The 17,858-nt window shown below is 55.5% G+C and carries 18 protein-coding genes and 3 tRNA genes; 11 read left to right on the top strand and 10 right to left on the bottom strand.

Translation table 11 applies throughout. The features are described from left to right. Positions 1 to 40: 40 nt before the first annotated feature. The 4 genes from efp (at position 41) to sugE (ending at position 1,576) form a co-directional block, all read left to right on the top strand. Positions 41 to 607: an elongation factor P gene (gene efp, locus KO1_RS15765; RefSeq protein ID WP_004109203.1), complete on the top strand. Its 567-nt coding sequence runs from the start codon at positions 41 to 43 to the stop codon at positions 605 to 607. Between the two features lie 69 nt (positions 608 to 676). Beyond that, positions 677 to 808, top strand: coding sequence for an entericidin A/B family lipoprotein (locus KO1_RS27350; RefSeq protein WP_016809373.1), 132 nt, complete (start codon positions 677 to 679; stop codon positions 806 to 808). Positions 809 to 972: 164 nt separating this feature from the next. Further along, positions 973 to 1,119 carry a lipoprotein toxin entericidin B gene (gene ecnB / locus KO1_RS15760; protein ID WP_004109200.1) on the top strand — a complete coding sequence of 49 codons (147 nt, stop codon included), beginning with the start codon at positions 973 to 975 and terminating at the stop codon, positions 1,117 to 1,119. A gap of 139 nt (positions 1,120 to 1,258) precedes the next feature. Beyond that, complete coding sequence (gene sugE, locus KO1_RS15755; protein WP_004109196.1) at positions 1,259 to 1,576, top strand: quaternary ammonium compound efflux SMR transporter SugE; 318 nt, start codon at positions 1,259 to 1,261, stop codon at positions 1,574 to 1,576. Here the strand turns inward: sugE and KO1_RS15750 are convergent. From KO1_RS15750 to frdA, 5 genes are all read right to left on the bottom strand, one after another. Beyond that, the gene (locus tag KO1_RS15750) at positions 1,573 to 2,103 is read right to left on the bottom strand and encodes a lipocalin family protein (protein ID WP_004109193.1); all 531 of its coding nucleotides are present in this window, start codon (positions 2,101 to 2,103) and stop codon (positions 1,573 to 1,575) included. The genes sugE and KO1_RS15750 overlap by 4 nt on opposite strands. A 129-nt stretch (positions 2,104 to 2,232) precedes the next feature. Then, positions 2,233 to 2,592: a fumarate reductase subunit FrdD gene (gene frdD, locus KO1_RS15745; protein WP_004109192.1), complete on the bottom strand. Its 360-nt coding sequence runs from the start codon at positions 2,590 to 2,592 to the stop codon at positions 2,233 to 2,235. Between the two features lie 10 nt (positions 2,593 to 2,602). After that, positions 2,603 to 2,998, bottom strand: a complete 396-nt coding sequence (frdC, locus tag KO1_RS15740) for a fumarate reductase subunit FrdC (protein ID WP_004117355.1) — start codon at positions 2,996 to 2,998, stop codon at positions 2,603 to 2,605. Between the two features lie 10 nt (positions 2,999 to 3,008). Next, positions 3,009 to 3,743 (bottom strand): succinate dehydrogenase/fumarate reductase iron-sulfur subunit, encoded by a 735-nt coding sequence (locus KO1_RS15735; protein ID WP_004109180.1) that lies wholly within the window; start codon positions 3,741 to 3,743, stop codon positions 3,009 to 3,011. After that, the gene (gene frdA, locus KO1_RS15730; protein WP_026055996.1) at positions 3,736 to 5,526 is read right to left on the bottom strand and encodes a fumarate reductase (quinol) flavoprotein subunit; all 1,791 of its coding nucleotides are present in this window, start codon (positions 5,524 to 5,526) and stop codon (positions 3,736 to 3,738) included. The genes KO1_RS15735 and frdA overlap by 8 nt, the downstream gene beginning before the upstream one ends. 275 nt (positions 5,527 to 5,801) lie before the next feature. On the opposite strand from frdA, the gene epmA reads away from it, so the two are divergent. After that, a complete protein-coding gene (gene epmA, locus KO1_RS15725) occupies positions 5,802 to 6,779 on the top strand; it encodes an elongation factor P--(R)-beta-lysine ligase (protein ID WP_004117360.1) in 978 nt (325 codons plus the stop codon). Between the two features lie 119 nt (positions 6,780 to 6,898). Here epmA and mscM read toward each other — a convergent pair whose 3' ends face one another. The 3 genes from mscM to rsgA form a co-directional block, all read right to left on the bottom strand. Next, positions 6,899 to 10,225 (bottom strand): miniconductance mechanosensitive channel MscM, encoded by a 3,327-nt coding sequence (gene mscM, locus KO1_RS15720; protein WP_017145089.1) that lies wholly within the window; start codon positions 10,223 to 10,225, stop codon positions 6,899 to 6,901. Positions 10,226 to 10,248: 23 nt separating this feature from the next. Continuing rightward, positions 10,249 to 11,211 (bottom strand): archaetidylserine decarboxylase, encoded by a 963-nt coding sequence (gene asd / locus KO1_RS15715; protein ID WP_004109169.1) that lies wholly within the window; start codon positions 11,209 to 11,211, stop codon positions 10,249 to 10,251. Between the two features lie 95 nt (positions 11,212 to 11,306). Next, the gene (gene rsgA / locus KO1_RS15710) at positions 11,307 to 12,368 is read right to left on the bottom strand and encodes a small ribosomal subunit biogenesis GTPase RsgA (RefSeq protein ID WP_004109167.1); all 1,062 of its coding nucleotides are present in this window, start codon (positions 12,366 to 12,368) and stop codon (positions 11,307 to 11,309) included. A gap of 94 nt (positions 12,369 to 12,462) precedes the next feature. Between rsgA and orn the strand changes: the two genes are divergently transcribed. Next, positions 12,463 to 13,008 (top strand): oligoribonuclease, encoded by a 546-nt coding sequence (gene orn / locus KO1_RS15705; protein WP_004097954.1) that lies wholly within the window; start codon positions 12,463 to 12,465, stop codon positions 13,006 to 13,008. 41 nt (positions 13,009 to 13,049) lie between these two features. On the opposite strand, the gene KO1_RS15700 is transcribed toward orn, so the two are convergent. After that, positions 13,050 to 13,781, bottom strand: coding sequence for an arginine ABC transporter substrate-binding protein (locus KO1_RS15700; RefSeq protein WP_024273616.1), 732 nt, complete (start codon positions 13,779 to 13,781; stop codon positions 13,050 to 13,052). Between the two features lie 286 nt (positions 13,782 to 14,067). Here KO1_RS15700 and KO1_RS15695 point away from each other — a divergent pair. The 3 genes from KO1_RS15695 to KO1_RS15685 all read left to right on the top strand — a co-directional run bounded on the left by KO1_RS15695 (position 14,068) and on the right by KO1_RS15685 (position 14,463). Beyond that, positions 14,068 to 14,143 (top strand) — tRNA-Gly (locus KO1_RS15695). Between the two features lie 144 nt (positions 14,144 to 14,287). Next, positions 14,288 to 14,363: transfer RNA gene (locus KO1_RS15690), tRNA-Gly, on the top strand. A 24-nt stretch (positions 14,364 to 14,387) separates the two neighbouring features. Continuing rightward, positions 14,388 to 14,463: transfer RNA gene (locus KO1_RS15685), tRNA-Gly, on the top strand. Positions 14,464 to 14,732: 269 nt separating this feature from the next. On the opposite strand, the gene queG is transcribed toward KO1_RS15685, so the two are convergent. Continuing rightward, complete coding sequence (queG, locus tag KO1_RS15680; RefSeq protein WP_004109161.1) at positions 14,733 to 15,872, bottom strand: tRNA epoxyqueuosine(34) reductase QueG; 1,140 nt, start codon at positions 15,870 to 15,872, stop codon at positions 14,733 to 14,735. A gap of 13 nt (positions 15,873 to 15,885) precedes the next feature. Between queG and nnr the strand changes: the two genes are divergently transcribed. Together nnr and tsaE are read left to right on the top strand one after the other, a co-directional pair. Beyond that, the gene (gene nnr, locus KO1_RS15675) at positions 15,886 to 17,397 is read left to right on the top strand and encodes a bifunctional ADP-dependent NAD(P)H-hydrate dehydratase/NAD(P)H-hydrate epimerase (protein WP_024273617.1); all 1,512 of its coding nucleotides are present in this window, start codon (positions 15,886 to 15,888) and stop codon (positions 17,395 to 17,397) included. Beyond that, the gene (gene tsaE, locus KO1_RS15670; protein WP_004109155.1) at positions 17,390 to 17,851 is read left to right on the top strand and encodes a tRNA (adenosine(37)-N6)-threonylcarbamoyltransferase complex ATPase subunit type 1 TsaE; all 462 of its coding nucleotides are present in this window, start codon (positions 17,390 to 17,392) and stop codon (positions 17,849 to 17,851) included. Before nnr ends, tsaE begins: the two co-directional genes overlap by 8 nt. The last annotated feature ends 7 nt before the right edge of the window (positions 17,852 to 17,858 follow it).

The following is a 17,858-nucleotide window of genomic DNA, read 5'->3' as shown; positions in this document are numbered from 1 at the left end:
TGTGGCTTAGCTACCAATTAACAAAGTTTCAGAGGGCCTTATGGCGACTTACTATAGCAACGATTTTCGTGCCGGTCTTAAAATCATGATGGACGGCGAACCTTATGCAGTTGAAGCCAGTGAATTCGTTAAACCGGGCAAAGGCCAGGCTTTTGCGCGCGTTAAGCTGCGCCGCCTGCTGACCGGTACCCGCGTAGAGAAAACCTTCAAGTCTACAGATTCTGCTGAAGGCGCAGACGTTGTCGATATGAACCTGACTTATCTGTACAACGACGGTGAGTTCTGGCACTTCATGAACAACTCGACGTTTGAACAGCTGGCCGCAGATTCTAAAGCCGTTGGTGATAATGCTAAATGGCTACTGGATCAGGCTGAATGCATCGTTACTCTGTGGAACGGTCAGCCGATCTCCGTTACCCCGCCGAACTTCGTTGAGCTGGAAATCGTTGAAACCGATCCAGGTCTGAAGGGCGATACTGCTGGCACCGGCGGTAAACCGGCTACCCTGTCCACTGGTGCAGTGGTTAAAGTTCCTCTGTTCGTTCAGATTGGCGAAGTCATCAAAGTGGATACTCGCTCTGGCGAATACGTATCCCGCGTGAAGTAATCGATGCGCTGAGACGGTTGGCGCAGCCTTTCGCTGCGCCCTCTACCGGCGTAACTGCAGGCAGGGAAGATGGCTCATAAATTAACGCTTCCGGTATTATTATTTCTTAGCTGCGCCCTTCTGTCCGGATGCAATACGGCTCGCGGCGTGGGTGAGGATATCCAAAGCCTGGGTCATGCTATTTCTCACGCTGCCAGCTAACCTGATTTCATCAGGAAATCCTCATTCATAATCCATTTCTTTTCCTGACTTAATACCTTAAACCTCTTTTTCTCCGAAAAAACGTTGAGATTCCCTCATCCTGAACCAGGTTGTCTATGCTTATAAGGCACGATAACTAAAACTGGTAAATTAAGGATAACATCATGGTAAAAAAAGCGATTGCAGCGGTCTTTACGGTTTTGGTCCTCTCCTCAGCATTGACCGGATGTAACACCACGCGCGGTGTCGGTCAGGATATTTCAGATGGCGGCGATGCGATTTCTGGCGCTGCAACCAAAGCTCAGCAATAGACCATGGCGGTACGGCCGTGGTCGTACCGTTCTTCCTCTCTTTAGCGACATCGTGTATTATTTCCGCGGATTATCATCTACCTTGCGGGACGACCCGTAAGCGTTCCACATCTGGGGACGGCCCCATCAAAGGAGCCTTATGTCCTGGTTAATTCTGTTTATCGCGGGGCTGCTGGAAGTTGTCTGGGCAGTCGGCCTGAAGTATACCCATGGTTTTAGTCGGCTTGTGCCGAGCGTAATTACGATTGCCGCCATGGTTATCAGTATGGCGCTTTTATCATGGGCGATGAAAACGCTGCCCGTGGGAACGGCTTACGCCGTCTGGACCGGTATTGGCGCGGTTGGCGCAGCGGTCACGGGGATTATCCTGCTAGGAGAATCCGCCAGCCCGATGCGCATTGCCAGCCTGGCATGTATTGTCATTGGCATCATTGGCCTGAAAATGAGCGCTCATTAATAGCGTTGATTGACCCAGATGAGCTTGCTCACGTCAAATCCCTGCCGGCTGGCGATATCCAGCATCTGCTGCTTCACTTCCGGCGGGATTTTCGGCGCACGCGCCAGTAGCCAGAGATAGTCGCGATCTGGCCCACAAACCAGCGCATAGCGATAATCCTTATCCAGTGAAATGACGTTATAGCCGCCATAGAAAGGGCCGAAAAATGAGACCTTCAGCGCGGCGCGCGTGGGATCGCCGGTAAAGTAAGCGACGCCGTCGGTTTTCTGCCACATACCCCGGTCGGGGTTATATCCCTTGTTTACCACGTTCAGCCCACCATCATCGCGCAGGCTATACGTTGCGGTGACCTTTTCTAAGCCACTCTCAAAATTGTGATCGAAACGGGCGATTTCATACCAGGTACCGAGATAGCGTTGCGTGTCGAATGGGCTGACCACGGTGACGCCGGTAGGCGGCGTCGGCGTGCTACAGGCGATAAGCAGAAATGAAGCGGCAACAACCGCCATGACGGGGAGCAGACGCATAGTTATTTCCTTGCCAGTTTTAAGCTAAGTGTAGATTCAGGCAGGAAAAATGCGGCAGATTTTTCTTGAGAAGAGAGCCCGGTAACATCCTGCTCCCGGGCTTGCCGCAGTCGAGGTTAAAGCAGCGGTTTAGATGAACAATATCCCGACCAGCGTGACGACGGTCAGAATCGCCGCGAGGCCGTAGAAGACCCACTTACCGTTGGGTACGTGAATTTTTAAATCGTGCATCGCATGGTGAATACGATGAAGTCCGCACCATAGCGGCAGCACAATCATCAGAAAAATAAACGCACGGCCAATGAAGCTGTGGGCAAAGCCCAGCACGCGTTCGTAGCTGAAGGCATCTGCGGGCGCAAGGCCCAGCGGCAGCATAATACCTACCAGCAGTACGATGACAGGAGCGACAATTGCTCCCCACATGCCGCCAGCGCCAAACAGCCCCCAGAATACGGGCTCATCAGAACGTTTTGGTTTAGGATTGATCATTCCAGCCTCCTTACCAGAACAGGGCGACAAACAGAATCACTACGGTGACGACCGCGGTGACGATCCAAAGCCCTTTAATCACTGGCTCTGGCCCCATTTTTTCGCCTTTGAGGATAATATTGGCAGCTTTCGGTGCCAGCTCAAACCAGGTCTTGGTATGCAGCAGCGCGGCCGCAAGCGTGATCAGGTTCAGAATCACGACAATCGGATTTTGCAGAAAACCGATATACCCGGCCCAGCTCTCAGCACCGTGCTTCAGCGCGAATAGCCCGTAGATCAGCACGATACTGAACCAGACCGTGGGGACCGCTGTTCCTTCACGCAGCATATAGAAGCGATAAAACGGCAGCTTTTTCCACCAGGTGGACGGCATCGGCCGCACGTAGGGTTTGCGTTTAGTCGTCATACTGCACTCCTTAGCGTGGTTTCAGGGTGGCGATAAGAAAGTCTTTCGAGCTTTCTACCTTACCCTGCTGGATCGCGGCCGCCGGGTCGACGTGTTTCGGGCAGACTTCGGAGCAGTAGCCCACGAAAGTACATGTCCATACGCCATTCTGGCCGTTAAGCTGCGCCATACGTTCCTTTTTACCGTGGTCGCGGCTGTCTTCGTTATAGCGATGGGCGAGGGTGATCGCCGCCGGGCCGATAAACTCCGGATTAAGACCAAACTGCGGGCAGGCCGCGTAGCACAGGCCGCAGTTAATGCAGCCGGAGAACTGATGGTATTTCGCCATCTGCGCCGGCGTTTGCTTGTTTGGTCCCTGATCGGGCGTGCGCGGGTTGCCGATGATGTACGGCTTAATGGCTTCCAGACTTTCAATAAAGTGGGTCATATCGACCACCAGATCGCGTTCAATCGGGAAGTTAGCCAGCGCTTCAACCTTAATGCCTTTGGTGTATTCGCGCAGGAAGGTTTTACAGGCCAGCTTTGGTACTTTGTTCACCATCATGCCGCAGGAACCGCAAATCGCCATGCGGCAGGACCAGCGGTAGCTAAGATCCGGCGCGAGGTTATCTTTGATATAGCCCAGCGCATCCAGCAGCGAGGTTTGCTCGTCGTAGGGAACTTCATAGAAAGCGCTGTGCGGTGCGATATCCACTTCCGGGTTATAGCGCACCACTTCGACTTTCATGTTTTTCATCTCAGCCATTCGTCGTCTCCTTCTTCTCGGCTGCTTCCGCTTCCGCCCCGTACACGCGTTTTGCCGGCGGCAGAGTGGTGATTTTCACATCACTGTACTCCAGAGTGGTATTACCGTTGGCGTCGCGGAAGGCGAGGGTATGCTTGAGGAAGTTGACGTCGTCACGCTCGGTGCAGCCTTCATCCAGACGCTGATGCGCGCCGCGGGACTCTTTACGCGCGATGGCGGAATGCGCCATACATTCGGCGACGTTCAGACCATGACCCAGTTCGATGGTATACAGCAGGTCGGTATTGAACACGCTGGAGGTGTCGGTGATACGCACGCGCTTGAAGCGCTCCTGCAGCTCGGCCAGCTTATCAACCGTTTTCTGCATGAGCTCCGGCGTACGGTAGATGCCGCAGCCTTCTTCCATCGACAGACCCATTTCATCACGGATCTTCGCCCAGTTTTCGTTACCTTCCTGATTCACCAGGTCCTTCAGGCGCTTCTCGATATCGACGACCTGCGCGTCCAGCGCGGCGCTATTGGCTTCGCCCGCTTCGGTGGCGCGCTGCATGGCCTGTTCGCCGGCCAGACGACCAAACACCACCAGCTCCGCCAGCGAGTTGGAGCCGAGACGGTTAGCGCCGTGCAAACCGACAGAAGAGCATTCGCCAACGGCAAACAGCCCTTTAATACGGGTTTCACACTGCTGGTCGGTTTCGATACCGCCCATGGTGTAGTGCGCGGTTGGACGTACCGGAATGGGATCTTTCACCGGATCGACGCCCACGTAGGCTTTTGAGAGTTCACAGATAAACGGCAGACGTTCAAGCAGCTTTTTCTCGCCCAAATGACGCAGATCGAGGTAGACCACGTCGCCTCGCGGCGTTGGGATCGTGTTGCCTTTACGCCATTCGTGCCAGAAAGCCTGGGAGACTTTGTCGCGCGGACCCAGCTCCATATATTTGTTTTTTGGCTCGCCCAGCGGAGTTTCCGGGCCCATGCCGTAATCCTGCAGATAGCGGTAGCCATTCTTGTTGACCAGAATACCGCCTTCACCGCGGCAGCCTTCCGTCATCAGAATACCGGAACCCGGCAGGCCGGTTGGGTGATATTGCACGAACTCCATATCGCGCAGCGGTACGCCGTGGCTGAGCGCCATACCCATACCATCGCCGGTGACGATCCCGCCGTTGGTATTGTAGCGATATACGCGTCCTGCGCCGCCGGTCGCCAGAACTACCGCGTTGGCGCGGATCTGTACCAGCGTACCCTCCATCATATTCATCGCGACCAGACCGCGCGCCTGACCTTCATCGACCAGGATATCGAGGACAAAGTGTTCGTCGAAGCGTTGGATTTGGGGGAACTGAAGCGAGGTCTGGAACAGGGTGTGAAGCATATGAAAGCCGGTTTTATCGGCTGCGAACCAGGTTCGCTCGATCTTCATACCGCCGAAGCGCCGGACGTTGACGCTGCCGTCAGGGCGGCGGCTCCACGGACAACCCCACTGCTCAAGCTGGGTCATTTCCGTCGGGCAGTGATGAACGAAGTAGTCGACGACATCCTGTTCGCATAGCCAGTCGCCGCCTGCAACAGTATCGTGGAAATGGTACTCAAAGCTATCATGATCCTGCGCGACGGCAGCGGAACCCCCTTCAGCAGCAACGGTATGGCTGCGCATAGGATAGACTTTTGAAATTAGAGCGATTTTAGCATTTGGATTAGCTTGCGCGGCGGCAATTGCAGCACGAAGACCTGCTCCGCCTGCGCCAATAACGGCAAGATCGGCTTGAAAAGTTTGCACGACATTCCTCCAGTTTTTGTTTATTTCGCCGCCGGGCTGGCGAAAACGTATCACTGCTCCTTTATAGGTAAGGAGTATAGCCGCAGGGTTATGAGGGAAAATTGACGTGTTCGATTTTTTTATCGTTATGTGCGGTTGTTTATCTATCCACTGTATGTTTTTGGGTTATCAATAAATTAAGCGTATGTGACGCTTTTGCCTTTTCGCACAAAATTTGTTTCATTCGCCAGTTACGAGTAGACTTCGGGCCCTTGTTTCAAATCGGAGAAAGTACCATGAGCGAAACGGCAACCTGGCAGCCGAGCGCATCCATTCCAAACCTGTTAAAACGTGCAGCGGTGATGGCGGAAATTCGTCGTTTTTTTACCGACCGCGGCGTGCTGGAGGTGGAGACGCCCTGCATGAGTCAGGCGACGGTGACGGATATCCATATGGTCCCGTTTGAAACGCGTTTCGTAGGACCGGGTCATTCTCAGGGGCTGAATCTGTATCTGATGACCAGCCCGGAGTATCACATGAAGCGCCTGCTGGCGGCCGGTTGCGGCCCGGTTTTTCAGCTATGCCGTAGCTTCCGCAATGAAGAGATGGGGCGCCACCATAATCCGGAATTCACCATGCTGGAGTGGTATCGTCCGTGCTATGACATGTACCGGCTAATCAACGAAGTAGACGATCTGCTACAGCAGGTACTCGACTGCCAGCCGGCCGAAAGCCTCTCTTATCAGCAAGCCTTCCTGCGTCATCTGGAAATCGACCCGCTGTCGGCAGATAAAACGCAGCTGCGCGAAGTGGCGGCTAAGCTCGATTTGAGCAATATTGCCGATACGGAAGAGGATCGGGACACGCTGCTTCAGCTACTTTTTGTCATGGGCGTCGAGCCGCATATTGGTAAAGATCGTCCGACGTTTATCTATCATTTCCCGGCCAGCCAGGCGTCACTGGCGCAAATCAGCACCGAAGATCATCGCGTAGCGGAACGTTTCGAGGTCTATTACAAAGGCATTGAGCTGGCTAATGGTTTTCATGAGCTCACCGACGCCCGAGAACAGCGGCAGCGTTTTGAGCAGGATAACCGCAAGCGTGCGGCTCGCGGACTGCCGCAGCAGCCAATCGATCATCATTTGCTGGCCGCTCTGGAAGCCGGGCTGCCGGATTGTTCCGGCGTAGCGCTGGGCGTTGACCGGGTGGTGATGCTGGCGCTGGGCGCAGAAAGCATCGGCGACGTTATCTCGTTTACCGTCGACCGCGCCTGATCTTTCTTTCCGCTTTCCCGCAGGATATTGACCGGGATGACCGCCGATGTGCGGCGGTATGGTTGATTGTCCGGGAGTGCGACAGTTCTGGCCTTGCCCGCGTTCAGGCAAGGCCGATATTACAGACTGCCGGGCGCGCGACTGGTTTTCCCTGCCGAGGTCAGCGCCCTGCTGCTTTTTCTGCCATCGATGCTCTCCAGGCGCATCTGGAACGGCGGGAACGGCATATCGATACCGTGCTCGCGGAATCCGGCCAGAATCAGCTGATGCATCTCATGGCGTAGCGGCATACGGTGACCCATTTCGGCGGCGTAGATACGCAGCTCGAAAATCTGGATCCCCTGCTGCAGGTCAACAAGAAACGCTTCCGGCGCCGGGGTATCGATAACCAACGAACAGCGGTGCGCGGCATTTAGCAGGATCTGCGCCACCTCTTCGGTATTGGCATCCACCGGGGCAGGCACTGTTAACACCACGCGGGTTACAGAATCCGACAACGACCAGTTGATGAACTGTTCGGTGATGAACGCCTTGTTCGGCACGATAATCTCTTTACGGTCCCAGTCGCTGATGGTGGTGGCGCGGGTATTAATGCGCGTCACGCTACCGGTGAGATCGCGAATGGTGACCGTATCGCCAATGCGTATCGGTTTTTCAAACAGAATAATCAGGCCGGAGATGAAGTTGGCGAAGATCTCCTGCAAACCAAAACCGAGACCTACACCGAGCGCGGCAATAAGCCACTGCAGCTTCGACCACTCAATCCCAATCATCGAGAAGCCGACCAGACCACCAATCAGCATCAGCAGATACTTGGTGATGGTGGTGATGGCGTAGCCGGTGCCCGGCGTCAGTTCCAGATGCTGGAGGATGGCCAGTTCCAGCAGAGCGGGCAGGTTGCGCACCAGCTGGGTGGTAATAATCAGCACCAGAATAGCAATCAGCACCGCGCCGAGGGTGATCGGCTCCAGGCTCTCAACGCCCTGCACCGTGGAGGTCACGTCCCACAGCGAGATATTCTCCAGGAAGCCAAATGCGGAGTGGATTTCTGACCATAGCACGATAACCGACACCAGCGCGATCAGCATCAGCAGGGAGCGCACCAGACGCAGGGACTGGGTACTGATAGCATCCAGATCGACCTCGCTAACCTCGGCTTCCATTGAACCTTCCGGGCTGCTGGTATGCTGGACTTCCTCTTCACCACGCGCGCGCTGGGCAAGGATCTCCGCCCGACGGTGCTTAGCGCGATCGAACGCCAGACGACGGCGCTGAATCAGCATCCAGCGGCGAATGATGTGATAAACCACCAGCAGCAGGAACCAGATGGCGACCGACGTTTCGAGCCTGGCGAGCAGCGCCTGCGATGTAGCGAGATAGCCGATTGCCGCCGCCAGCATTGCCACCAGCGGCGCGCCGAGCAGCATATTCCACAGCAGCCGGTTAAGCATATTGTCGCCGCTGCCTTCTTTATCGAGATACAGCGGGATGCCGGCGCGTTTCAGGCTCAGGGTCACCATCGCCAGCGCGCCGCAAATCAGCATAAAGCAGAGGCGACCCAGCGAGGCGGAGAACTCGCGATCGTTGAGATTATCAAAAGTAATCAGCGCCATAATAAGCGGCACAATGAGCCCGATGCTCATCAGATAGTAGCGCATCGCCTTGCTAACCCGACTGCGCGGCCAGCCAAAGTGGGCGATGAACAGACCGTTCGGGCGGGCAAAAGTGGCGCAAATCATTACCACCCACAGCAGCGGCACCGTTGCGGTGACGCTATCGCCAATCGCCACGGCCAGCGGGAAAGGCCAGGCAGACTGCAGACCGTAGCCCAGCGTCATCCACAGTACCGGCAGCGGCGAGGCCACCAGTATAGACCAGAACACCGTTCGCAGGGTGAGCCAGAAGTGATCCTGCGTAACCTTGCCGACGCGCGCGCTGGAACGCTCCAGGAAGCTGGTGAAATGGCGCCGCGAGCTGACGCTGAACCCTACCAGAATGAGCGCGACGAAGAGCGGCAGCAGGGTCTCTTTGCTGGTCAGCATCATCATGCTGGCCTTACCGAGCTGGCTCATGGTATCGAGCGAGATCAGCCGGCGTAAATCCTGAACAATCTCCAGTGGCCAGGAGAAGCCGATTGGGCTGACGTCGGAGGTCCAGAACAGATAGCGGTGGGTCGCTTCGTTGATCTCTTTGAGCGCATCCTCCAGCTGGCCGTTGGCGACTTTCAGCTTGGTTAGTTCGAGCATAAGCGTATCGCCGCCGCGCAGCAGGGAGTTGAGCAGCTCTGTCTGCGTGCGCATCTGAGCCTGAAGAATGCGGTTCTGCTCGCTGGTGAGGGGTTCACCGTTGGCCTGACGAATTTGTCTTAGCTGCGGCTGCTTGCCGAGCTGATCCTCATAACGCAGGCGCTGCACGCGCAGCTGCGCCATTTCGGTATCCAGCTGCTGCGGTCGCGGGATTTCCGGCAGACGCGCCACCTGCGCGCGCAGGGCTTCGCCAAGCAGATTGGAAGAACCTAACCATTGGGACTGCTCGCGGAGCGTGTTTAAAGCCTGACGCACCTGCAGGGTTTGATTGGTCGCCTGGCGCTGCTGAGAGGCGATCAAATCCATCCGCTGCGCCTGCTGGTTTAGCGCTTGCGACAGCTCGCGGTTCACTTTGAACTGCGCCACGATATCCGGCGGCAGGTTTTCGCTGTTTTCCGCCAGCAGCTCGGTGCTTTCCAGCGCTTTCTCCGCCTCGCGCTGCCGTTGGTTATTGAGCTGATTTCTTAATGCCTGTAGCCAGGCGTCGAGCTGCTCACTCTCTTTCTGCGCCAGCTCGGATCGCAACCGTGATAGCTCCTGGCGGTTATTGGCGGAAAGCTGCGCCAGATCCAGTTCATCGACCAGCGCTTTCAGCCGCGCGGACTCCGCCTGTAAACCTAGATTTTGCGCCTGCGCCAGCGGCGTATTGCTGCTTTGCGCGCCGATCCGGCGCTCGACCTCATTCAGCTGGCGGCGGGCATCGCTCTGTTGCTGCGGCAGCTGGTTGAGCGAGTCGGCGATATCGCGGGCGCGGTCCTGCTCCTGCTGAGCTTTACGACTGGCTTCCAGCAGTTGGCTGCTGACCTGGAGAATCTCCTGGTTCAGGGCATCGGAGGAGAGGGTAGTGGAGACCTGGCGCGGCTCATCGCTGAGATTGTTGAGCTGCGCGCGCAGGGTTTGCGACAGTTTGGGGAAGTTATCAATAACGTCCTGATACTGACGGGCGCGCTCAAGGGAGGCATTACGCTCCTCAAGCGCATTCAGGGCAGACTGCAGGACTTCGACGGTTTCAGGCTGGGCGGGCTTTGCCGCCTTCGCCTGTTCCAGCTCCTGGGCTATCTGTTTAGCATCCGGGGCTGTCGCTGCGTACGCCCCGAAACTGAGGCACCAGGCCAACAGGAAAGTGTATATCAGGCGCACGGCGTAACCTTTTCTTTCAGGAATTAACCTTCGTCTTGTTTATCGTCAACCAGCGGACTGGCGGCGTGTTCAGCGCGGACTTCTTCGACTGCCAGCGGAGCGGGCTCGACCGGCGTCACGGCTTCAGGCGCGATCGCCAACGGCTGGCCTATTTTGGTTACCGACAGGCTTTGTAACTGCTCAACCAGCTTCACCTGACCCGGAGCAAACAGGTTAATCACCGTGGAACCCAGTTTAAAGCGGCCCATCTCCTGGCCTTTAAGCAGGGCGACGGAACCTTCGCTCTCGCCCGCAGGCCAGGTCCAGCGCTTAATGATGCCTTCACGCGGCGGCGTGACGGTACCGGACCACACGGTTTCGATGCTGCCGACGATGGTGGCGCCGACCAGGATCTGCGCCATGGGGCCAAACTCAGTATCGAACAGGCAGATGACGCGCTCGTTGCGGGCAAACAGATTCGGCACGTTTTGCGCGGTCAGATGATTTACGGAGAACAGATCTCCCGGTACGTAGATCATTTCGCGCAGAATACCGTTGCACGGCATGTGCACGCGGTGGTAATCGCGCGGGGAAAGATAGGTAGTGACAAAGCTGCCGTTTCGGAACAGATCCGCCATCTGGTAGTTGCCGGCCAGCAGCGCTTCCAGACTGTAGTTGTGGCCTTTGGCCTGCAAAATTTTATCGTCTTCAATAGCGCCGAGCTGGCTGATGACGCCATCGGCGGGCATCACCAGAACGTTCGGGTCAGTATTTAATGGACGAACGTCATCGCGCAGCGGGCGAACAAAAAAGTCGTTAAAGGTCCGGTAGCTGGCAGTATCAGGCTTTTGCGCCTCTTTCATATCGACCTTGTAATATTTCACGAACAGATCGATGACCAGTTTTGTCAGCCAGCCTGCCCGCTTGCGTGCACCCCAGCCTGCGAGGCGGGTGAGCCACAGTTTAGGCAGAATGTATTGCAGTGAAAGTTTAAGATCGTTTAACAAGGTAGCCTCCAGGCCATTATTTGTCGTTCCTGACCCCCGCGCGTCGGCGGGGGCCTGAAAAAGGGGGACGATTCTAACGATGCTCAGCTTAAATGTCAGTCATCGGTTGATGAAAAGCTTTTACGCGTTTTTACCTGCACCTGCGCCATGCTTTCCAGAATGCGATGGTAGTTTTCAAACCGGCTTTCAGCGATTTCGCCCTTCTCCACCGCTTCGCGAATGGCGCAGCCCGGATCGGTATCGTGTTTGCAGTCGCGGTATTTGCATCGGCCTAAATAATCATGGAATTCGACAAAGCCGTGGGTGATTTGTTCCGCGTCGAGATGCCACAGGCCGAACTCGCGTACCCCCGGCGAGTCAATCACATCGCCGCCGTGCGGGAAGTGGTACAGGCGCGCGGCCGTAGTGGTGTGCTGCCCCAGTCCGGAGACATCCGAAACGTCATTGGTAAGGATTTGGTCATCCTGCAGGCCCAGCAGCGCGTTCAGCAGGCTGGATTTGCCTACCCCAGACTGCCCGGCAAAGATACTGATACGATCGGTAAGCGCCTCTTCAAGCGGCTTCAGGCCATCCTGCGTGCGGCTGGAGACCATCAGTACGCGGTAACCAATATGGCGATAAATGTCCATTTGCTCGTTGACGAAGTCCATGCTCTCCTGATCCAGGAGATCGATCTTATTGAGCACGATCAGCGGCTCGACGTTCAGCGTTTCGCAGGCCACCAGATAGCGGTCGATAATATTCGGAGAAAGCTCAGGCAAGATGGCGGAAACGATGACAATCTGATTGATATTGGCGGCGATAGGTTTGACGCCGTCATAGAAATCCGGGCGCGTCAGTACGGAGGTCCGTTCATGCACGGCCTCGACGATGCCTTTGACGTTGACGCCGTCAGCTTCGCTTTTGCCTGGCCGCCAGACCACACGATCGCCGGTGACCAGCGAACGGATAGTGCGGCGTATATTGCAACGGTGGACGCTACCGTCGGCGGATTCGACATCGGCATGCATGCCAAAGCGGCTAATAACGGTCCCTTCGGATTTTTCACCGAACAGGTTGTCATCAAAATCGGCCTTCTCCGAAGTCGTTTTCAGGCGGCGCTGGTGGTTGGCCTTCACGCGGCGCTGTTGGCCTTTGGAGAGTTTATTTTTACTCAATCGAACTGGCTCCTGGTCGCCCTGTACGGGCAAAACCTCTATGATACACGCTATTTTAGATGAATATAGTGACGTAAGAAGGGTGGAAAATAACATGAGTGCAGATGAAAACAACCTGATTTGGATCGATCTTGAAATGACGGGGCTGGATCCGGAGCGCGATCGCATCATCGAAATCGCCACCCTGGTGACTGACGCGAATCTGAACATTCTGGCGGAAGGGCCGACGATTGCCGTACATCAGTCAGACGCGCAGCTGGCATTAATGGATGAGTGGAACGTGCGTACCCATACCGGTAGCGGACTGGTGGAGCGGGTGAAGGCGAGTACCCAGGGCGATCGTGAGGCAGAACTGGCGACTATCGAATTTCTCAAAAAGTGGGTGCCGGCGGGTAAGTCACCGATCTGCGGCAATAGCATCGGCCAGGATCGCCGATTCTTGTTTAAATATATGCCTGAGCTGGAAGCCTATTTCCACTATCGCTATCTTGACGTCAGTACGCTTAAAGAGCTGGCTCGTCGCTGGAAGCCGGAAATTCTCGACGGCTTTAAAAAACAAGGAACGCATCAGGCGATGGATGATATTCGCGAATCGGTAGCGGAACTGGCTTACTACCGCGAGCACTTCATCAAGCTCTAATGCTTATGCCGGGGCCAGAAGTGCCCCGGTAGTACGTCTGACTATTTAAACCACTTCTGTTCCATCGCCTGGAATTCCGGCGAGGCTTTGACGACATCCAGAGCGGCATTGATGTTATTCAGCAGCTCAGGATCGTCTTTACGCACCGCAATGGCGTACTGCTTACCGTAGTAGCTGGGATCCGTGGCGCGCTCGTCCATAATCGCGTATTCGGGATTATCCTCGAGCCATTTCGTTAAGGTCTCCTGATCGCCCATCACTCCGCTAATCACACCTTCTTTCAGCGCGTTCAGGGCGCTTTCATCGCTGTCATAAGGCAGCACGTGCACGGCTTTTTGTTTATCACGCAGGTAGTGCTGATGAATGGTGCCCTTTACGACGCCGAGTTTTTTATCTTTGAGATCGGCAAAGGTATGGGCAGCGTCTTTCGCTGTGACTATTGCACCGGAGAGCTCCTGGCGATAGGGATGGCTGAATGCAACCTGCTTTTCTCGCATTGGAATCACTTCAATACCGGCAATCACGGCGTCGAATTTCTTAAAGCGCAGCGCCGGGATGAGAGTATCGAAGCCCTGGGGAGTAAATTTGCATTCGACCTGCATCTGCTTGCACAACGCGTTGGCCAAATCGATATCAAAACCCGTGGGTTGGTTTTTGCCACTGACGGTTTCAAACGGCGGGTTGGCCGTCGTTGTTCCAAAATGTAGCGTTGTTGCCGATGCTGTTCCTGTGGCAAGCGTAGCCAGCAGCAGGACGGTAAGCGCTTTTTTCATTTTATTTCCCTGGTTATCATCGTTGTTGACCGTCAGCGGGCGATATCCGCCTGTAAACTTGAGTGATTTTGCGCCTTTAGCGAGCCCGGAAAAAGTCATTTTGCCGCATTTGCTGCTTATTTAGACAAAACATGCCTGAATGTGGCGATAAAGTGGTCACTTAAATCAAAAACGAAAAAAATTGCTTTCAGGGGGGTTGCAGGTAAATCGAATTCTCGTATAATGCGCCTCCCGTGACGAAGCAGAAATGCAAATCACGACGCCATAGAAATATGGCCAGAAGTTTGCGGGAATAGCTCAGTTGGTAGAGCACGACCTTGCCAAGGTCGGGGTCGCGAGTTCGAGTCTCGTTTCCCGCTCCAAAAATTTGAAAGTACCATCCTAATCACCGGATTTTGAGTTGCAGTAAGGCAGCAACTGAACGAATATTTAGGAGCTTACTAAAGTAAGTGACTAAAGTGAGTGAAGGCAGCTAACGCAGAAGCGGCTTGAAAGACAAAGATTAAGCGGGAATAGCTCAGTTGGTAGAGCACGACCTTGCCAAGGTCGGGGTCGCGAGTTCGAGTCTCGTTTCCCGCTCCAAAATTTGAAAGTCACCATACCCAAGCGGGAATAGCTCAGTTGGTAGAGCACGACCTTGCCAAGGTCGGGGTCGCGAGTTCGAGTCTCGTTTCCCGCTCCAAATTTCTTCTTATACCTGATTTATCCACAGCGCAATCACGCGCCGGGGATGATTTTCGTCCTGTCCAGAAAATACTGTGAACAGACTTATCCACAGGTTAATCTTTTGCCTTAATCCCGAAAAATACTTCACTATGTAAATAGTATTTATCTATATTGTTGAAATATAAGAATAAAATTTCATTTCAAAGTGTTAACTCGATCGCTTGACGAACGTCTGCATGTTGAAACGCAATGTGTTTTTATTTTTATTCACACCCTGTGAATGAATCAGGCGTCGCGCGGTAACCCTTTTTCAACCACCCTGACCAGCCGTAGCTTTTTCGGTAGTTGCACCTCAATCACATTGGCATTTCTTTTTGCAATTTGCTGCGCAATCGCCCATTCGATATGTTCGTCGAGAAGTGGGTGCTCACCCCGGCGGCTTTCCAGCGCCTGCAGGTTCGCTTCATTCCAGGGCGCATTGCCCAACGCAACGGCGATATTACGCAGCCAGCGCAGATGACCAATACGGCGAATGGCCGATCCTTCCGTCACTTTTAAAAACCAGGGCTCGCTCCAGGCGAACAGTTCTACCAGCGCCGGGGCATGCAGCGCCTGACGCGGGCTGAAATCATCTTCATCGGTTAATTGCGCGAAGCGGTTCCACGGGCAAATCAGCTGGCAGTCATCACAGCCGTATATGCGGTTACCGATCAGCGGACGAAATTCTTCCGGAATAGCGCCTTCCAGTTCGATAGTCAGATAGGAGATACAGCGCCGGGCATCAACGGTATAGGGCTCGACGATGGCGCCGGTTGGGCAGATGGTCATGCAGGCAACGCAGCGTCCGCACTCTTCTTCAACGGGCTGGTCGACGGGAAGAGGGAGATCGATAAGCAATTCGCCGAGGAAAAAGAACGAGCCGGCATCGCGGCTAAGGATGAGTGAGTGCTTACCTGTCCATCCCAGCCCCGCTTTTTCGGCTAAAGGGCGTTCAAGAATCGGCGCGGAATCGACAAAAGGTCTAAAATTGAGCGAAGCACACTGCCCCTGAATCATCTCACCTAATTTTTTCAGGCGATTACGTAACAGCTTGTGATAGTCCCGTCCAAGGGCATAACGGCTAACGTAACCCAACGCGGGATCTTTCAGGGTTCGGGCGAAAGCGGCATTAGCGGGAAGATAGTTCATCCTGACGCTAATCACGCGGAGCGTACCGGGCTGGAGTTCATGAGGTCGCGCGCGCATCATGCCATGACGCGCCATCCACTCCATTTCGCCATGGTATTGTTTATCCAGCCACGCCTGCAGTTTGGGTTCGCTGGCGCTGAGATCGGTATCGGTAATACCGACCTGCTGGAACCCCAGCTCTGTGCCCCATTGTTTGATTTGCTGCGCTAACTGATTGAGATCGAGGGGCTGTGACATGATGGACCATACGATGACGAAAAACGCTGACAGTATACCACATATCATCTGGTCGGCGGATGCGCTACGGCGGGCGGAAAAAGAGGCGGCGGATGCCCTCGGGCTGACGTTATACGAGCTGATGCGTCGTGCGGGCGAAGCGGCTTTTGAACGGGCTTACGAGTACTATCCTGAAAACCGGTGCTGGCTGATTCTCTGCGGTCACGGCAATAACGGCGGCGACGGCTACGTGGTGGCTCGCCTGGCGCAGTCGCGAGGTATTCAGGTCACGCTGGTGTCGCTGGATAGCGAGAAGCCGCTGCCGAAAGAGGCCAGTACCGCGCGTGAAGAGTGGCTCAACGCCGGCGGTACGATTCATGCCGCCGACATCGCCTGGCCAGAAGATATCACGCTAATTATTGACGGCCTGCTCGGGACCGGATTGCAGAGCGCTCCACGGGAAAACGTTGCGGAGCTTATCGCGCGCGTTAATGCCCATCCGGCGCCGGTTGTGGCGCTGGATATCCCCTCAGGTCTGAATGCGCAGACGGGGACCACGCCGGGTGCGGTTATCCAGGCTGCTCATACCATCACCTTTATCGCGCTTAAGCCCGGATTGCTGACCGGCAAGGCTCGCGATGTCGTTGGCCGCTTGCATCACCACGCCCTAGGGCTTGAGGGTTGGCTGGCAGGCCAGACGACGGCGCTCAGTCGCTTCGATGCCTCGAAGCTTGCCGACTGGCTACCGCCCAGACGCCCAACGTCGCACAAAGGCGACCACGGGAAGCTGGTCATTATCGGCGGCGAACCGGGTACGGCGGGAGCCATCCGCATGAGCGGCGAGGCGGCTCTGCGCGCGGGCGCCGGGCTGGTGCGAGTCCTGACTCACCGGGACAACATTGCGCCCATTCTGACCGCCAGGCCTGAACTGATGGTCCATGAGCTGACCTCCCGCTCGCTCGAAGAGAGTCTGCAATGGGCGGATGTCGTCGCGATTGGGCCGGGTCTGGGGCAGGGCGAGTGGGGTAAAAATGCGCTGCGCCAGGTGGAGAATTTTCGCAAACCGATGGTCTGGGATGCGGATGCGCTGAACCTGCTGGCAATCAATCCCGATAAACGTCACAATCGCGTGCTGACGCCGCATCCCGGCGAAGCCGCTCGTCTGCTGAACGTGAGTGCGGCAGAAATTGAAAGCGATCGCTTACATTCTGCACAACGTCTGGTAAAACGTTATGGCGGCGTCGTTGTGCTGAAAGGCGCAGGTACGATCGTGGCGAGTGACGCTGGCGAGACGGGTATTATCGATGCCGGCAACGCCGGAATGGCCAGCGGCGGAATGGGCGATGTCCTGACCGGCATTATTGCTGCGTTGTTAGGCCAGCAGCTGACGCCGTATGATGCCGCTTGCGCCGGATGCGTTGCTCATGGCGAAGCCGCCGATCGTCTGGCGGCCAGATACGGCACCCGCGGCATGCTGGCGACCGATCTTTTTTCCACGCTCAGGCGTGTTGTTAACCCGGATGTGATTGACGTAGACCATGATTAATCGAGTGATTCCTTTACCCGACGAGCAGGCAACTCTCAGCCTTGGCAACCGCGTAGCGCAGGCATGCACTGGCGCGACGGTCATCTATTTGTACGGCGATTTAGGGGCGGGTAAAACGACCTTTAGCCGCGGTTTCCTTCAGGCTCTCGGTCACCGCGGCAACGTTAAAAGCCCGACCTATACCCTTGTCGAGCCTTATAGTCTCGATAAGTTGATGGTCTATCACTTCGATCTCTATCGCCTGGCGGACCCTGAAGAGCTCGAGTTTATGGGGATCCGCGATTATTTTACCGACGACGCCATCTGCCTGGTGGAATGGCCGCAGCAGGGTACAGGCGTACTGCCGGAACCGGATGTTGAAATTCACCTTGAATATCAGGCTCAAGGGCGTGAGGCGCGCGTAACTGCGGTCTCCTCATTGGGTGAGTCTTTATTGGCGCGTTTGGCTAATTAGCCTGAAG

The organism is Klebsiella oxytoca NBRC 105695 (assembly GCF_001598695.1).
Lineage (GTDB): Bacteria > Pseudomonadota > Gammaproteobacteria > Enterobacterales > Enterobacteriaceae > Klebsiella > Klebsiella oxytoca.
The sequence above is the reverse complement of the archived record's forward strand: the minus strand, read 5'-3'. Positions and strand labels throughout refer to the sequence as shown.

Excerpts from the sequence above, each read along its gene's own strand:
- efp (WP_004109203.1), top strand. The coding sequence starts at position 41 with ATGGCGACTTACTATAGCAACGATTTTCGTGCCGGTCTTAAAATCATG.
- KO1_RS27350 (WP_016809373.1), top strand. The coding sequence starts at position 677 with ATGGCTCATAAATTAACGCTTCCGGTATTATTATTTCTTAGCTGCGCC.
- ecnB (WP_004109200.1), top strand. The coding sequence starts at position 973 with ATGGTAAAAAAAGCGATTGCAGCGGTCTTTACGGTTTTGGTCCTCTCC.
- sugE (WP_004109196.1), top strand. The coding sequence starts at position 1,259 with ATGTCCTGGTTAATTCTGTTTATCGCGGGGCTGCTGGAAGTTGTCTGG.
- KO1_RS15750 (WP_004109193.1), bottom strand. The coding sequence starts at position 2,103 with ATGCGTCTGCTCCCCGTCATGGCGGTTGTTGCCGCTTCATTTCTGCTT.
- frdD (WP_004109192.1), bottom strand. The coding sequence starts at position 2,592 with ATGATCAATCCTAAACCAAAACGTTCTGATGAGCCCGTATTCTGGGGG.
- frdC (WP_004117355.1), bottom strand. The coding sequence starts at position 2,998 with ATGACGACTAAACGCAAACCCTACGTGCGGCCGATGCCGTCCACCTGG.
- KO1_RS15735 (WP_004109180.1), bottom strand. The coding sequence starts at position 3,743 with ATGGCTGAGATGAAAAACATGAAAGTCGAAGTGGTGCGCTATAACCCG.
- epmA (WP_004117360.1), top strand. The coding sequence starts at position 5,802 with ATGAGCGAAACGGCAACCTGGCAGCCGAGCGCATCCATTCCAAACCTG.
- orn (WP_004097954.1), top strand. The coding sequence starts at position 12,463 with ATGAGTGCAGATGAAAACAACCTGATTTGGATCGATCTTGAAATGACG.
- KO1_RS15700 (WP_024273616.1), bottom strand. The coding sequence starts at position 13,781 with ATGAAAAAAGCGCTTACCGTCCTGCTGCTGGCTACGCTTGCCACAGGA.
- queG (WP_004109161.1), bottom strand. The coding sequence starts at position 15,872 with ATGTCACAGCCCCTCGATCTCAATCAGTTAGCGCAGCAAATCAAACAA.
- nnr (WP_024273617.1), top strand. The coding sequence starts at position 15,886 with ATGACGAAAAACGCTGACAGTATACCACATATCATCTGGTCGGCGGAT.
- tsaE (WP_004109155.1), top strand. The coding sequence starts at position 17,390 with ATGATTAATCGAGTGATTCCTTTACCCGACGAGCAGGCAACTCTCAGC.